A 15,092-nucleotide genomic window follows, 5' to 3' on the forward strand; every position below is an offset into this window, starting at 1 on the left:
GGCCCGCATCCCCGGGGGCGGGGGACTGTCCGGCGGGCTCCTCCGGCGGAAGCGGCTCCGGCGGGGGGACGGCGCGGGGGTGACAGGCGGACAACAGGAGCAGCAGCAGGGCGACGTGGCGCATGGGCGAGGGGAAACTCTACCTTGCACCTCTTGGAGCGCGGCGCGTAGATTGCCCGCGCGCTCATGGCCCGCGAAAAGGACAACATCGCTCTCTCCGACGAGCACAACACTCGTGGAATCGAGCTGGCGGACCGGGGTTGGCTCGACGAGGCCATCAAGGAGTTCAAGAAGGCCATTGATCTCGACCCGAGCTCCGCGCACGCCCACGACAACCTGGCGACCGTCTACGCGGAGAAGAAGCTCTTCCGCGAGGCCCTGTCGGAGTACCTCACCGCCCTGAAGCTGGAGCCGGAGAGCGCCACGGCGCACTACAACCTGGCCTGCTTCCTCTCCACCCACGCGGGGGAGATGGCGGTGGAGGAGTACAAGGAAGCCATCGAGTTGGATCCGGAGTATCCGGACGCCCACCTCAACCTGGGCCTCACCTACGCGGACCAGGGCCGCGTGGAGGAGGCGATGCGCGAGCTCCAGACGGCCATCGAGCTGGACCCCCAGGATGCCTTCCCCCGTCACGAGCTGGCCGCGCTGATGATGGACGAGGGCGACTACCGCTCCGCCATCACCCAGCTGAAGGAAGTGGTTCGCTTGGAGCCGGACAACTTCGAGGCGCAGCTGGATTTGGGCATCTGCTACGCGCAGAAGGGCTTCTACGCGGAGGCGGAGCGCGCCTATGAGCGGGCGCGGGCGCTCAATCCGGAAGACCTGCTGCTCAACTACAACCTGTCCGCCCTGTTCGCGCTGTGGGGGCGTCCCAAGGACGCCGTGCAGTACCTGCAGAAGTCGCTCACCGCGGACCGGCCGAAGGTGATGGGGTGGTTGTCCACCGACCCCATGTTCGACGCCCTCAAGGGTGACCCGGACTTCGAAGCCTTGTTCTGAGTCATGGGCAACGAATGGTTGTTCCTGGGGTTGGCGATCCTCCTCGTATTCGCCAACGGCTTCTTCGTGGCGACCGAGTTCGCCATCGTGAAGATTCGCGCCACGCGGCTCCAGGCGCTGGTGGACGAAGGTGCGCCGGGCGCGCCCACGGCCATGAAGATGGTGGAGAAGCTGGACGCGTACCTCTCCGCCACGCAGTTCGGCATCACCCTGGCCTCCCTGGGCCTGGGCTGGCTGGGTGAACCAGCCTTCGCGCGTTTGTTGGAGCCGGTGCTGGTGCAGCTGGTGCCGGAGGGCGCCGCCACCACGTTGGCCCACTCCGCGGCGGTGGTGATTGGCTTCAGCATCATCACCTTCCTGCACATCGTCCTCGGTGAGCTGGCGCCCAAGAGCCTGGCGATTCAGCGGCCCGAGGACACGACGCTCGCGGTGGCGCTGCCCATGCGGGTGTTCTACATCCTGTTCTATCCAGCCATCGTCCTGCTCAACGGGCTGGCGGCGTGGGTGCTGCGCGTCTTCGGCCTCCAGGCGGTGGGGGATGCGCACGAGGCGCACAGCGAGGATGAGCTGCTGGTCATCCTCCACAGCTCGGCACAGGCCGGCGCGATTACGACGGCGCGCGCGGAGCTGCTGGAGCGCGCGCTGGAGATGGCGCAGAAGACGGCGCGGCAGGTGATGGTTCCGCGCAACCAGGTGAAGTTCCTGGACGTGGAAGAGCCGCTGGAGAAGTGCATCGCGGATGCTCGCGCGGCGGGCCACACGTGGCTGCCGGTGTGCCGGGGCAACCTCGATGAGGTCGAGGGCGTGGTGAACGCCAAGGACCTCTTCTTCCTGCTGTCCCGGGGCGAGCTGCGCAGCCTGGCGCAGGTGCAGCGGCCGGTGCTGTTCATCCCCGAGGGCGCCACGCTGGAGCAGCTGCTGGCGGAGTTCCGGCGCCGGCGCCGGCAGACGGCGCTGGTGGTGGACGAGCACGGCGGCACGTCCGGGCTGGTGACGATTGCCGACGTGGTGGCGGAGGTGGTGGGCGACGTCGCGGAGCTGGGCCGCCGCATGGACGAGGTCCGCGCGCTGCCTGGCGGCCGCTTCGAGCTGCCGGGCACCGCGCAGCTCGATGACCTGGAGGAGCGGCTGGACGTCAGCTTCGACCTGGATGAGGACGAAGAGGGCGAAGTGACGACCATCGCCGGCTACCTCATGACGCGGCTGGGCCGTGTTCCCGTGAAGGGGGACACGCTGCGGCTCGACATGTGGCGCATCGTCGTGGACGCGGTGGAAGGGCCACGCGTGGTGCGTGTCACCGTGGAGCCGCAGTCGCGGTCGGCGCCCGCGCGCACCGTGTCGGACGGCTCCGGTGAGCCGCCCCCGAGCGGCTCGAACGAGTCCTGAGCCCGTCGTCGCGGGTCCCTGGCCGGGGCTTCTTCGCTGCGGGCGACCCGCGCTTCACGACGCGGCGGTTCTGTCTCACCATCCCCCTGGCCATGATGCGCGCGTGATGCCCTCCCGCACCGCGTCGGCACGCCTGCCTGTCAGGTGGGCACGAGCGGCGCTCGTGTGGGCTCGGGTGGGGCCGTGCCGCAGGAACCCAGCGGCTACCGGGGGCATGTCAGACCGGAATGCTACGTCCCGCGGAAGGTCACGCGCTCGCGTGGCGCAACAGGACTCAACAGGGCTGAAGCAGCCACACCGGCGGGAGGACGTCATGGGAGCGTAGAAGCGCGGTGCATACGCCGCCGCCTCGCAGTGCGCGCGCTACAGCTACAGAGCACGTCTGCTCTGTCGCAGACCAGGCAACCGAACGTATGGCGATGCGTGGCATGGCCATGCTTGATCGCCCGGAAGGTGGCTGGTACTCCTTTCTGCTGAACGCTCCGAGGCCGATTTTTCGGCCTCGCGCGCGATTTTCTCCTCGTACCGAGCCCGCTCTAGGAGCCCGCTGGCATGCGAATCAAGCGGTTGGACATCACCGGCTTCAAGTCCTTCATGGAACGGAGCGTCTTCACGTTCGACGAAGGCGTGACGGGCATCGTCGGGCCCAACGGCTGCGGCAAGTCCAACGTCGTGGACGCCATCCGCTGGGTGATGGGTGAGCAGAGCGCGAAGAACCTCCGTGGCCGCGGCATGGAGGACGTCATCTTCAACGGCTCGGAGAACAAGCCGCCGCTGTCCATGGCGGAGGTGTCGCTCACGTTCATCGTGGATGACACGGACCAGCTCGCGCCCCAGTACCAGGGCTTCTCCGAAGTGACGGTGACGCGGCGCCTGTTCCGCAACGGCGACTCCGAGTACCTCATCAACAAGACGCTGTGCCGCCTGCTGGACATCACCGAGTTGTTCCTCGGTACGGGCGTTGGCACGAAGGCGTACTCCATCATCGAGCAGGGCCGCGTGGGCCTCATCGTGTCCAGCAAGCCGGAGGACCGGCGCCACCTGCTGGAGGAGGCCGCGGGCGTCACCAAGTACAAGGCCCGCCGCAAGGCCGCCGAGCGCAAGATGGAGGCGACCGACGCCAACCTGCTGCGCGTCACCGACATCACCAACGAGTTGGAGAAGCGGCTCGAGGCGCTGTCGCGCCAGGTGAAGAAGGCGGAGAAGTACAAGAAGCTCAAGGCGCGCATGCGGGACATCGACCTGCACGCGGCCACGCACCGCCAGCTGGAGCTGATGGCGGAGAAGAAGATGCTCCAGTCGCGGCTGGAGAACCTGGGCTCGGAGGAGCGGGAGAGCCTGGACCGGGTGAAGGAGCTGGAGGAGACCATCACCCGGCGCCGCGCGGAGCTGGAGGCGGAGACCGCCGCGCTCCAGGCGCTGGCCGCGGAGGTGCACACGCTGGAGAGCTCCCTGCAGCGCGACACGCAGGAGATGACCTACGGCAAGCGCGACCTGGAGGAGACGCGGGCCCGCGTGGCCGCCGCCCAGGTGGAGCTGGACGGGCTCCTGGCGCGCAAGGCGGAGATGTCCGAGGCCATGGCCGCCCGCGAGGCGGAGCTGTCGGGCATCGCCGGCTCGTGGAAGGAGGACGAGGTCGCGATGCAGGTGGCGCAGGAGGAACTGCGCCGCGTGTCCCAGCTCCAGACGGAGGTGGCGCTGCGCCTGGAGCAGGAGCGCGCCGGCCTGGTGGCCGTGGCCACGCGCCTGGCCAACCATGAGAGCAACCTGGTCAACCTCGCCCGCCAGCGGGGGGATCTGGGCGCCCGCCGCGCGAAGCTCCAGGGCGAGTTGGAGACCCTGCGCGCCCAGGAGCAGACGCTGGAGAACGTCCGGGGCGACGTGGCGAAGCGGGTGGAGGACACCCGGCACCTCGCCGCGGAGCTGGCCGAGCGAAAGGGCCAGGAAGAGGACGCGCTCACCCGCACCCGCGCGGCCTTCACGGAGAACGAAATCGAGGTCATCGCGCTGCGGGAGGAGCTGAGCGACAAGCGCAGCCGCCTCTCCACGCTGGAAGACATCCAGAAGAACTACGACGGCTTCGACCGCGGCGTGCGCGCCGTGATGACGCGCGCCGGCGTGCAGGCCCGCGAGCAGGGCATCTTCGGCCTGGTGGCGGACGTCATCAACGTCACCCCGCGCTACGAGCGCGCGGTGGAGGCCGCCCTGGGGGAGCGGCTCCAGCACGTCATCGTCGAGAGCCGCGACAAGGGCGTGGAGCTGGTGGACTACCTCAAGGGCCACGCCGAGGGCCGGGGCAGCTTCCTCCCGGTGCCCGCGCTGGACGCGCTGCCGGCCCCGCTGGAGCCGGACTTCAGCCAGCCCGGCGTGCTCGCGCATGCCGTGCGCGAGGTGACGTGTGAGGAGGCGCTGACGCCGCTCGTCCAGTTGCTGCTGGGGGACGTCGTCATCGTCCAGGACGTGGCCACCGCGCGCGCGTGGACCGAGTCGGGCGGCCCGAAATGCACGCTGGTGACGGTGGAGGGCGAGGTGTTCCGCCCGGACGGCACCATCGTCGGCGGTGAGAGCGAGGGCGCGGCGGTGGGCGCGCTCCAGAAGAAGCGCGAAATCGCCGAGCTGGCCACCGAGGTGGCCCGCGTGGAGGAGCGCTACAACGAGATTCTCACCCGGCACTACACGCTCCAGAAGCAGATGGGGCACGCGGAGGGTGTCCTCAAGGGGCTGGCGAAGAATCAGCACGCCGAGGAGCTGAACCTCGCCAGCCAGGAGAAGGACCTGCACAAGGCGGGCGAGGACCTGGCCCGCGTGCGCGAGCGGGTGCGTGCCCTGGAGGTGGAGGAGGGGCAGCTCACCCAGAGCCACCAGGCCCTGGAGCACGAGGAGGAGGCGAGCCGCGGCGAGGTGGCGCACGGCCAGGCGGACCGCGAAGGCCGCGAGGAGCGGGTGAAGCAGCTGGTGTCCGAACAGGAGTCGCTGCGCCTGCGCGCGGAGACGGCCAACGGCGAGCTGACGGGCCTGCGCATCAAGGTGGCCGCTGGCAGTGAGCGTGGCGAGTCGGCCCGCAAGGAGCTGGACAGCCTCGTCTCCCAGCGTCAGGACATGGAGACGCGCATCACCCGGCTCCAGGCCACGGTGGTGGAGGGTGGGGCGCGCGTCGAGGAGCTGGCGCGGCGCACGATGGACACCGAGGGTGGCCTGTCCCAGCGCGCCGAGGAGCACCGGCTCGCCGCGGAGGGGCTGGAGGCGCGCCGCGCGGCGCACACCGCGGCCTCCGCGGAGGTGCGTGAGCAGGACGCGACGTTCCGCGAGCTGCGCGGCCGCGTGGACGAGCTGATGCAGGGCCTGTCTCAAATCTCGCTGCGGGAGCGCGAAATCGCCCTGGAGCTGGAGCACCTGGCCGCGGGCATCCGCGAGCGGCACCAGGTGGAGCTGGCGAACGAGCTGCACAAGTACCACATGCTGGCCGCGCTGGCCCCGGAGACGGAGGCGGAGCTGAAGGACCTGCGCGCGCAGGTGGAGAAGATGGGGGAGATCAACCTCACAGCCATCGACGAGCACGCGGAGCTGTCCAAGCGCTACGACTTCCTCACCGCGCAGAAGAAGGACCTGCAGTCCTCCATCGAGCAGCTGAAGGAGGCCATCCAGCGCATCGACGCCACCAGCCGCGAGCGCTTCAAGCAGACCTTCGACGTGGTGAACGAGAAGTTCCAGGCCATCTTCCCGCGCCTGTTCGGCGGTGGCCGGGCCAGCCTCATCCTCACCAACGAGGGGCCGGGTGGGGAGCCGGGCGTGGAAATCGTCGCCCAGCCGCCCGGCAAGAAGCTGCAGAGCGTCAACCTGCTGTCGGGTGGCGAGAAGGCCCTCACCGCCGTGGGCCTCATCTTCGGCATCTTCCTCATCAAGCCGACGCCCTTCTGCCTCCTCGACGAGGTCGACGCGCCGTTGGATGAGGGCAACGTGGGCCGCTACAACGACATGGTGAAGGAGATGAGCAAGCAGTCGCAGTTCATCCTCATCACCCACAACAAGCGGACCATGGAGGTCTCCAACACCCTCTATGGCGTCACCATGGAGGAGCCGGGCATCTCCAAGCTCGTCAGCGTGCGCATGCGCGAGGCGGGCGCGGCCAACGACGACAAGGTGACGGCGGCGTAGGCCCGTCCCGGGCGGGCAGGGCACCGGGCCTCCGGTGTCCGCCCCGCGGCGACGGTTTCCCCTTCGGAAACACAGAAGGCGCGGGCCCCGGCTTCCGGGCTCCCGCGCCTTCGTGTTTTCCGCCGTGGGGCGGGGACTCCTAGAACTTCTTCTTCGGGCAGGCGGCCTTGTCCTGCGCGGCCATCTTCTCCGCGTCGGCCAGTTCCTTCACGGACTCGTCGACGTTCTTCTGGGTGGCGGTGACGACGTCACCCCAGTTCTCCGCGTCCTTCGCCGCCATCTCCGTGGCCAGCGCCAGCGCGGCCTGGTCCGTGGCCTGGCGGGCCTTGATGGACTCGAGGACGTCCGCGTCCGCCTTCACCAGCGCGTCGCACTTGCTGGCCATCTCGTCGAACAGGCGCCAGTTCTTGGTCTTCTGGTAGCGGTCCACGACCTCGGCGTAGGCCAGGGCCGCCGGGGTGCGGGCGCCATCGGCGATGGCCGAGTCCGCCGCGCGCTGGGTGCGGTTGAGGTCCAGCTGGAGGAAGCGCAGCTCGGGCGGCAGGGCGGCCGACGCGGCGTCCGGGGCGGACGAATCGAAGTGGACGAAGCGGTAGGAGAAGCCCAGCTCGTCGGAGGTCAGCTTCGCCGGCAGCGCGGCAATCTTCGGCTGGAGGCAGGCGGCCAGCTGGTCCGCCTCGGTGTTGCCGGAGGGCGCGAAGGTGACCTCGGCCGGGGTGGGCTGCGTCTTCAGCAGCTTGATCTTCGCCGTCAGCGGCGGCGGGACCTGCTCCTTGAAGTTGGCGTAGCACTCACACCAGGTCGGCTGCGCCAGGCGCACCGCGCCGGTGAAGTCCGAGCCCTCGTTGATGTTGAAGGTGACGGAGTTGAGGCCGCTGGTGGTGTGCTCGAAGGGGATGGCCGCCTCCACCGGCTGCGCGCCCTTGGGCAGCGCGGACAGCTTCACCTGGGTGTCCACCACCTTCTGGATGCAGGCCTGGCCTTCCGGGGTGAGGTTCGTCCCGGTAACGGCGTGCGAGGCGCCCTGGTCCGTGACGGTCGTCTTGACCTCCACCGTGGTGCTCTTCTCCGCGCCCCGGTGCTTCGGGTCCACCAGGCACTCCATCACCTGGGGACGCGTGGTGAGCAGCGCGCCCAGCACGACGCCCTGGCTCGCCTGCTCCGGGAGCTGGAGCTCGCGCGGGAAGCAATTCACCAGGTCGAACGGGGGCTGGTTGGTGATGCGGACACGCTCCTCGGTCGACGTGGGCTGTCCGGCCTGGGCTGCGGGCTTCTGCTGGCCGGCGCAAGCGGCAGTGAAGACGACGGAGGCTACGGCAACACGACGCAACATGCGGTTGTTCTCCCTAGAGGTGGACCTGCTTGCGGACTTCTTTACTTCTCCAGGCCCTCGGCGTTCTTGAGGTCCTTGAGCCGAAGCCCGTTCTTTTTCAAAAGGCGATAAAGGCTCTGCATGGACAGGCCGGTGCGCTGCTCCGCGGCCTTCATGTCGAAACCCACGGTTTTCATGACCTCGGCGAAATACAGGCGCTCGAAGTCGGCCAGCACCCTGTCCTTGGCCTCGTGGTAGGGCAGGGTGCCCACCAGCGTGGCCACGTGGGTGGTGGGGGGCTGTCCCTCCGCGCGCCGGGAGGGCTGGGCGAGGAAGTCCAGCCAGCTGCTGTTGCCCGTCTCCTCCATGAGGGCGCCGCGCTCCAGCACGTTGCGCAGCTCGCGCACGTTGCCCGGCCACTCATAGCCCTCGAAGAGGGCCAGCGTCTGGGGCGTGAGGGTGATGCTGGCGCGCAGCGTGTGGGCCAGGGCCTGGGCCAGCGCGGGCAGATCGTCCCGCCGGGTGCGCAGGGGCGGCAGGCGCACGCGCGCCACCGCGAGCCGGAAGTACAGGTCCGCGCGGAAGCGGCCCTGGCGCACGTCCTCTTCCAGGTTCCGGTGCGTGGAGGCGATGACGCGCACGTCCACCGCCACCGGCTGGCCGTCCAGCGACGGCACCTCGCGCGTCTCCAGCACGCGCAGCAGCTTGCCCTGCACGGGCAGCGGCAGCTCGCCCACCTCGTCCATGAACAGGGTGCCGCCCCGGGCCGCCTCGAAGACGCCCCGCGCCTCGCGGTCCTCGCCGTCACCCGCGCGCAGGCCACCGAAGAGCTCGCGCTCGGCCTTCTCCTCGGAGATGAGGTTGCAGTCCACGACCTTGAAGGGGCCGTGGCGCCGCGCCGAGTGCTGGTGCACCGCGCGCGCCGCCAGCTCCTTGCCGGTGCCCGTCTCACCCTCCACGAGCAGGCTCATGTCCTCGCGCGCGATGCGGCGCAGCTCCGTGAAGACCCAGCGCATCTTCTCCGAGGCGCCCACCAGCGCGCCGAAGGACTCCGCCCCCGCCAATTCCACCTCGGTGGGGCGCGGGGCGACCTTCACGGAGAGCTTCGTCTTGCCCAGCTCGACCTTGTCGCCGCTGGTCAGGTAGGCCTGCACCACCTGCCGGCCGTCCAGGAAGGTGCCGTTGCGGCTGCCGGTGTCGCGCAGCATCAGCCCGCGCGAGGTGCGCTCCACCTCCAGGTGGCGGCGGCTCACCGTGGCGTCGGTGAGGACCAGGTCGCAGGCGCTGTCGGAGCCCACGCGGACCAGGCCGTCTTGCGTCTTCACCTTCTTGCCCTTGTCAGGTCCGGCAACCACCTCCACCGTCCATTCGGGGATGGGGATTCGGGTGGTGCGGCCTTCCTGCTCCGTCTGAGTGGTCTGGGTGACCTCGGGCCTATCCATATCGGGTCCTCTTTAGGTGCGAGTCGCATGGGCGGGCAAGCCCGACGCGAGCCTCTTCACATCGGGAAAACTCAAGGCAGTACGAGTGGAACAATCCTGCCTGAGGGTTGTTGAACGCGCGCTTCGACTGGCACGAGCGCCAGCCGTGCGCGGGCAAGTGTCTGGGGAAGTGCGGGGCGGCCGTCGAGCGTGAGCACCAGGTCCCCCACGGAGAGCTTCGCGCCCTCGGGTGCGGCGCGCACATAGAGGCCGCCGGGGCGCCACGCCAGTGTTTCCAGCAGCGCGGCGTTCGCGTCCGGGTTGGCGAAGCGCAGGCGCTGCATGCGCAGGCTGCGCGGGTCCTGCTCGGCATCTTGCAAAGCCGGCGGCAATTCCAGGACTGTGCTGTCCTTGAGCATCCACGCCGCCATGTCGAGCACGTCCCACGGCGCCCACGCCAGGGAGGTGGCCAGCGCGGGGGATGGCGCGCGGAGTGGCTTCAGGTGGCTCGACAGGCCGCGGAGTGCTTCGCGCGTGAGCTCCTCCATGAGGCTCGTCAGCTCGGGAGCAGGGTCCGCGCCCTCCTCAAGGATGTCTGCGTAGGGATTCACGGTGGCCTCCCCGAAGACCTCCAGCACCACCTCTTGCGTGGCGGGGTGGAGGACCTCGACACGGCCCACGTACATCACCACCTCGGTGGCGCTCTGGCCCACCGAGTAGCCCTCGGTGTCAATCAGTTCACGTTCACCGGACTGGACGCGTTTCTCCGCCGAGGGGCGGAGGACCACCAACCCGTCAGGCCGGACGCCGTAGGCGGCCAATGCCGCCACCACGGCGCGCGTCAGCCCGTTACCGCCGTCCTCACCGGGCCGCGTCATCTGCAGCTCGGTGGGGCCGAAGAAGAGGGCCGCGTCACCTGTCTGCGCCAGGGCCACGTTCACCAGCCGCTGTGACAACTCCACGGCGCGCCAGTCAGGCTCCGCCCATTGGAAGCTGAAGGGCTGGACGAGCACCGCGGACGCGCCCAGCGATTCGGGCACGGCGCCACGCACCTGGACGGGTGTGCTCCGGCAGGCCGCGGCCAGGATGGCCACCGTGAGCAGCATCAGGCGCGGGCAAGGGAAGGGGACGGTGTGCTTCACGACCCCCCATACAAGACGAACGTTCGGCCAGAATCCAGAGTCCTGCGTCACTCCCTCGCGGAAGGACGCAGGAATCCGGATGGGGCCTCAGTAGCGGGCCGGCGGGTCGCTTGCGGGAAAGGTCTCCAGCAGCTCCTCGTCCACGGCGTCGCGCGTCGTGTCATTGCCGCCCGATGCGACGCTCGCGTTGGTGGGTTGCTTCTCCACCGACTCCGCGCCGCGCCTGCCCGCTTGGGCCGAGCGCTTGCGGCCGGTGCCCGCCCTGGAGACGCCCGCCATGCGGGCGCCGAGCAGATTCTTGGCCCGCTCGGCGAGGTTTCGCTGCTCCTCCTGCCAGTCGCGGAAGAACTGGGCGAGCTCGGGGTCGCCGTTTTCCTCGGCATCCCGGATGTACGCCTCACTGGTCGAGGCACCCTTGAGCAGGTGGTACAGGACGCTGATGAGGTTGTACTGCTCGTCCCGGGTCCCCGTCTGCCGCTCTTCGCCTGCCATGCCGCCCTCCCGTGGATGAGTGAAGTGCCACGGAGAGAAAGCTATGCACGGCGAGCCGGGAGCCTTGGCGAGGGCGGCTGCCCGCCTGCCTGGGATGCTCAGGCCTGGAGCATCGGCTCCAGGCGGCCCTCGGTGTCCAGGCGGGACAGGTCGGAGTAGCCGCCGACGTGCGTGTCGCCAATGAAGATTTGCGGCACGGTGCGCTGGCCACCGCTCATCTCCACGAGCTTCGCGCGCAGGTCGTCGTCTCCGGTGACATCCACCTCTTCGAAATCCACGCCCTTGCGCTTGAGCAGGTCCTTGGCGCGGACGCAGTAGCCACAGTAGGTGGTCGTAAAAATCTTCACGGGCTTCACGGGTGTCTCCTCCCTCGTATTCACCAAAGTAAGGGCCAGGAAGGCGTGCCGCCACCCAGCCCGCAAAGACGACGGCCCCCGGGTCCCCATGAGGGAGCCGGAGGCCGCGTTCAGGACGTCACCCCGGACGGATGCCGGGGTGAGGGGCGCACTACATGCCCATGCCGCCCATACCGCCCATGCCACCCATCCCGCCCATGCCACCGCCGGCGGGGAGGTCCTTCTCCTCCTTCGGACGCTCCGCCACCATGGCCTCGGTGGTGAGCATCAGCGAGGACACGGACGCCGCGTTCTGCAGCGCGGTGCGGCTGACCTTGGCCGGGTCGATGACGCCGGCGGCCAGCAGGTCCTCGTAGGTGCCCGTGGCGGCGTTGAAGCCGAACGGACCGGAGGACTCCTTGACCTTGTTCACCACCACGCTGCCCTCCAGGCCGCCGTTGCCGACGATCTGGCGGAGGGGCTCCTCGACGGCGCGGCGGATGATGTCCACGCCGAACTTCTCACCGCCGGTCAGCTGCAGGCCGTCCAGCGCCTTGAGGCAGCGGATGTAGGCCACGCCGCCGCCAGGGACGACGCCCTCTTCCACGGCCGCGCGGGTCGCGTTGAGCGCGTCCTCGACGCGGGCCTTCTTCTCCTTCATCTCCGTCTCGGTGGCCGCGCCGACGTTGATGACGGCCACGCCGCCCACGAGCTTCGCCAGGCGCTCCTGGAGCTTCTCGCGGTCGTAGTCGCTGGAGGTCTCCTCGATCTGGGCGCGGATCTGCTTCACGCGCGCCTCGATCTCCTGCTGGCTGCCAGCACCGTCCACGATGGTGGTGTTGTCCTTGTCCACCGTGAGGCGCTTCGCGCGGCCCAGGTCCTGGAGCGTGATGGTGTCCAGCTTGATGCCCAGGTCCTCGGCGATCATCTTGCCGCCCGTCAGGGTGGCGATGTCCTCGAGCATGGCCTTGCGGCGGTCACCGAAGCCCGGCGCCTTCACCGCGCACACGTTCAGCACGCCGCGGATCTTGTTGACCACCAGGGTGGCCAGGGCCTCGCCCTCGATGTCCTCGGCGATGATGAGCAGGGGCTTACCGGCGCGGGCGACCTGCTCCAGGATGGGCAGGAGGTCCTTCATCGAGGAGATCTTCTTCTCGTTGATGAGGATGAGCGCGTCGTTGAGCGCCGCCTCCATGCGCTCCGGGTCCGTCACGAAGTACGGGGACAGGTAGCCGCGGTCGAACTGCATGCCTTCGACCACGTCCAGCGTCGTCTCCAGGCCCTTGGCCTCTTCGACGGTGATGACGCCTTCCTTGCCCACCTTCTCCATCGCGTCCGCGATGATGGTGCCGATGGTCTCATCACCGTTGGCGGAGATGGTACCGACCTGGGCAATCTCCTTCTTGTCCTTGGTCGGCTTGGCCAGCTTCTTCAGCTCGGCGACGATGGCGCCCACGGCCTTGTCGATGCCGCGCTTGATGTCCATCGGGTTGTGGCCCGCGGCGACCAGCTTCGCGCCCTCGCGGAAGATGGCCTGCGCCAGCACGGTGGCAGTGGTGGTGCCGTCACCGGCGACGTCAGACGTCTTGGAGGCAACCTCCTTGACCATCTGCGCGCCCATGTTCTCGAACTTGTTCTCGAGCTCGATCTCCTTGGCGACCGTCACACCGTCCTTGGTGATGGTCGGGGAGCCGAAGCTCTTCTCGATGACGACGTTGCGGCCCTTGGGGCCCAGGGTGACCTTGACCGCATCGGCCAGGATGTTGACGCCGCGGAGGATGGCCTCACGCGCGCGCACGTCGAAAAGAATGTCCTTCGCCATTTGGATGGTTCCTTGAAGGAAGAGTGGGGGAATCCGGATTACTTCTCGATGACGCCGAGCACATCCTCTTCACGGAGGATGAGGTGCTCCTCGCCGTCGAGCTTGATCTCGGTGCCCGCGTACTTGCTGAACAGGATGGTGTCGCCGGCCTTGATGTCCAGCGGACGGACCTTGCCGTCCTCCTGCACCTTGCCGTTGCCCACGGCGATGACCTTGCCCTCGAGGGGCTTCTCCTTCGCCGTGTCGGGGATGAAGAGGCCGCCCTTGGTCTTGTTCTCCTCGGCGACGCGCTTGACGATGAGCCGATCCTGCAGGGGACGAATCTTCATGGCCTGCTCCTTACGTATCGCTTCCGGCGCCGTTTCCGTTGGCAACCGAAAGCTGCTTGGGGTTGAAAAAGGGCCTCGCGACCCATGGGCGTTAGCACTCGCACCTCATGAGTGCTAACTCCCAGGCGCGGCGGATAATAACCACCGAAGTCGACCCGTCAAGCGACGCTGGCCGACCGCTCCCGAACGTGCCAACTGCGCGGCATTGCTGGGGTTTTCCCGTGACGTCCTCAACCCGTGGCTTCACGCCCGGAGGGCTGCCGTGGGGCGCTGGATTGGCACTCGCGATAGGCGAGTGCTAACGCAAGTACCTGGAATCACTGGGAGTGGCTTTTGCCGCGCCCGCACCCGATTGCTACGCTTCCCAGGTCTCCTCCGGGCGACGTCCGCCCGGGGAATGACGGGAGGTGTCAATGAGTGGACTGGTGGCGTCCCTGTCTCTGAAGGAGTTCTTCAAGTCTCTTCTGGGCGAGGTCACGGGGCGGCAGCGGGTAGAACTGGCGGAGGTGACGGAGTTCTACCTGGTGAACCTGCTGTCCGAGTTCGCCGTCACCGACAAGCTGTTCACCCGCGAGGAGGACGGGCGCAAGGACCACGAGCCCCTGGCCATCCTCTACCACCAGGCCTTGCAGCAGGAGCGGGCCGAGCGCATCCGCACGCTGCGCCGGCTGGGCGACGTGTCGCTGTACACCGTGGGCTTCTTCTCCGGCGCGCTGCAGGGCGGCGTGGTGGGGCCGGACTACTACATCCAGATGGGTGGCACGGCGTATGGCCACGTGGCGGAGCTGTCACCGGCGGCGGGCTTCGCGCAGGTGTACCGGGAGCTGTGCGAGAAGTTCCGCAAGGTGGTGGAGGTGCTGGAGGAGATCTCCGCGCGGGGCATGGTGCGGGCAGGCCCCAGCGGCGTGCTGCAAGTCTATGAGGCGTGGGTCCGCACCGGAAGTGACCGGCTGGAGCGCGTGCTGCTCGACGCGGGGATGATGCCTCGGCCCAAGGGGCAGCTCGCCAACTAGCCGGAGGTGGGGATGATTGGCCGCGTTCAGGACCACCTGGAGGCCATCTACGGCTTCACGTGCGAGGCAAGGGCGGAGGTCTTCGTGGTGGACACGGAGGCCGCCGCCCGACTGGGAGGCACCGGCCGCGCCGACGAGGAGCTGCTGGTGCACGAGGCGGGCGACGCGCTGGAGCTGGCCCTCTACCTGTCACCGGCGCTGCTCGACAGGCTCAAGCCCTACGAATCCGGTCCGCTGGGTTACGTGCTGGACAGCGACCTGGCCGGTTACTGCCAGCTGGCCGAAGGCGTGAGCCACTTCCTCTACGTGGCCCACACGGCGGCCCACGGCCGGACGGTGTCGCTGCTGGAGCTGGAGGCGCAGGCGGAGGTGGACAAGTTCGCGGTGTGCCTGCTGCACCGGTGGGGTGAAGGCGTGGGGGCCTGGGCACGGGAGCTGCTCCAGCGCCTCTTCGACCGGGTGTCCTACCGCAAGCAGCTCTCCGTCCAGGAGCGGTGGCGCTACGAGGAGGCGAACCGGCTGTCACGCCGCTTCTGCTCGCGGCTGATGGGGCACGTCGCCGCCCGGCGGTTGGACCGGCTGCTGGGGGACCTGCGTTACGCCTACCGGCTGGGGGCGGAGGCCAAGCTTCGCCATTTCGCGCACGGCGGGTGAGCACCTTTCCTTCCGCATCGGGTAGGGTG

12 protein-coding genes are annotated in these 15,092 nt (G+C 68.7%); 5 read left to right on the forward strand and 7 right to left on the reverse strand.

Annotation, left to right across the window (positions count from 1 at the left end; all coding sequences use genetic code 11):
- Positions 1-186: 186 nt before the first annotated feature.
- The 3 genes from HNV26_RS33945 to smc all read left to right on the forward strand — a co-directional run bounded on the left by HNV26_RS33945 (position 187) and on the right by smc (position 6,543).
- Positions 187-1,002 carry a tetratricopeptide repeat protein gene (locus HNV26_RS33945; RefSeq protein WP_090493140.1) on the forward strand — a complete coding sequence of 272 codons (816 nt, stop codon included), beginning with the start codon at positions 187-189 and terminating at the stop codon, positions 1,000-1,002.
- Positions 1,003-1,005: 3 nt separating this feature from the next.
- Complete coding sequence (locus HNV26_RS33950) at positions 1,006-2,388, forward strand: hemolysin family protein (RefSeq protein WP_171445058.1); 1,383 nt, start codon at positions 1,006-1,008, stop codon at positions 2,386-2,388.
- Between the two features lie 552 nt (positions 2,389-2,940).
- Complete coding sequence (gene smc / locus HNV26_RS33955; RefSeq protein ID WP_171445057.1) at positions 2,941-6,543, forward strand: chromosome segregation protein SMC; 3,603 nt, start codon at positions 2,941-2,943, stop codon at positions 6,541-6,543.
- A 139-nt stretch (positions 6,544-6,682) separates the two neighbouring features.
- Here the strand turns inward: smc and HNV26_RS33960 are convergent, their stop codons facing one another.
- The 7 genes from HNV26_RS33960 to groES all read right to left on the reverse strand — a co-directional run bounded on the left by HNV26_RS33960 (position 6,683) and on the right by groES (position 13,396).
- The gene (locus tag HNV26_RS33960) at positions 6,683-7,876 is read right to left on the reverse strand and encodes a hypothetical protein (RefSeq protein ID WP_171445056.1); all 1,194 of its coding nucleotides are present in this window, start codon (positions 7,874-7,876) and stop codon (positions 6,683-6,685) included.
- A 41-nt stretch (positions 7,877-7,917) separates the two neighbouring features.
- Positions 7,918-9,297 (reverse strand): FHA and sigma-54 interaction domain-containing protein, encoded by a 1,380-nt coding sequence (locus HNV26_RS33965; RefSeq protein ID WP_171445055.1) that lies wholly within the window; start codon positions 9,295-9,297, stop codon positions 7,918-7,920.
- Between the two features lie 71 nt (positions 9,298-9,368).
- Positions 9,369-10,418, reverse strand: coding sequence for a hypothetical protein (locus HNV26_RS33970; protein ID WP_366817083.1), 1,050 nt, complete (start codon positions 10,416-10,418; stop codon positions 9,369-9,371).
- Positions 10,419-10,505: 87 nt separating this feature from the next.
- Positions 10,506-10,910: a hypothetical protein gene (locus HNV26_RS33975; protein WP_171445053.1), complete on the reverse strand. Its 405-nt coding sequence runs from the start codon at positions 10,908-10,910 to the stop codon at positions 10,506-10,508.
- A 98-nt stretch (positions 10,911-11,008) separates the two neighbouring features.
- Entirely contained in the window at positions 11,009-11,266 is a 258-nt protein-coding gene (grxC, locus tag HNV26_RS33980; RefSeq protein ID WP_090493126.1) for a glutaredoxin 3, read from the reverse strand.
- A 151-nt stretch (positions 11,267-11,417) separates the two neighbouring features.
- Positions 11,418-13,067, reverse strand: a complete 1,650-nt coding sequence (groL, locus tag HNV26_RS33985; protein ID WP_171445052.1) for a chaperonin GroEL — start codon at positions 13,065-13,067, stop codon at positions 11,418-11,420.
- A gap of 38 nt (positions 13,068-13,105) precedes the next feature.
- Positions 13,106-13,396: a co-chaperone GroES gene (groES, locus tag HNV26_RS33990; RefSeq protein ID WP_002640434.1), complete on the reverse strand. Its 291-nt coding sequence runs from the start codon at positions 13,394-13,396 to the stop codon at positions 13,106-13,108.
- Between the two features lie 413 nt (positions 13,397-13,809).
- On the opposite strand from groES, the gene HNV26_RS33995 reads away from it, so the two are divergent.
- Positions 13,810-14,409: a hypothetical protein gene (locus HNV26_RS33995; RefSeq protein WP_171445051.1), complete on the forward strand. Its 600-nt coding sequence runs from the start codon at positions 13,810-13,812 to the stop codon at positions 14,407-14,409.
- Between the two features lie 12 nt (positions 14,410-14,421).
- Entirely contained in the window at positions 14,422-15,063 is a 642-nt protein-coding gene (locus HNV26_RS34000) for a hypothetical protein (RefSeq protein WP_171445050.1), read from the forward strand.
- The last annotated feature ends 29 nt before the right edge of the window (positions 15,064-15,092 follow it).

The sequence above is a fragment of the Myxococcus xanthus genome (assembly GCF_013116825.1).
In the GTDB taxonomy this organism is placed as follows: domain Bacteria; phylum Myxococcota; class Myxococcia; order Myxococcales; family Myxococcaceae; genus Myxococcus; species Myxococcus xanthus_B.

Excerpts from the sequence above, each read along its gene's own strand:
- HNV26_RS33945 (WP_090493140.1), top strand. The coding sequence starts at position 187 with ATGGCCCGCGAAAAGGACAACATCGCTCTCTCCGACGAGCACAACACT.
- HNV26_RS33950 (WP_171445058.1), top strand. The coding sequence starts at position 1,006 with ATGGGCAACGAATGGTTGTTCCTGGGGTTGGCGATCCTCCTCGTATTC.
- smc (WP_171445057.1), top strand. The coding sequence starts at position 2,941 with ATGCGAATCAAGCGGTTGGACATCACCGGCTTCAAGTCCTTCATGGAA.
- HNV26_RS33960 (WP_171445056.1), bottom strand. The coding sequence starts at position 7,876 with ATGTTGCGTCGTGTTGCCGTAGCCTCCGTCGTCTTCACTGCCGCTTGC.
- HNV26_RS33965 (WP_171445055.1), bottom strand. The coding sequence starts at position 9,297 with ATGGATAGGCCCGAGGTCACCCAGACCACTCAGACGGAGCAGGAAGGC.
- HNV26_RS33975 (WP_171445053.1), bottom strand. The coding sequence starts at position 10,910 with ATGGCAGGCGAAGAGCGGCAGACGGGGACCCGGGACGAGCAGTACAAC.
- groL (WP_171445052.1), bottom strand. The coding sequence starts at position 13,067 with ATGGCGAAGGACATTCTTTTCGACGTGCGCGCGCGTGAGGCCATCCTC.
- groES (WP_002640434.1), bottom strand. The coding sequence starts at position 13,396 with ATGAAGATTCGTCCCCTGCAGGATCGGCTCATCGTCAAGCGCGTCGCC.
- HNV26_RS33995 (WP_171445051.1), top strand. The coding sequence starts at position 13,810 with ATGAGTGGACTGGTGGCGTCCCTGTCTCTGAAGGAGTTCTTCAAGTCT.
- HNV26_RS34000 (WP_171445050.1), top strand. The coding sequence starts at position 14,422 with ATGATTGGCCGCGTTCAGGACCACCTGGAGGCCATCTACGGCTTCACG.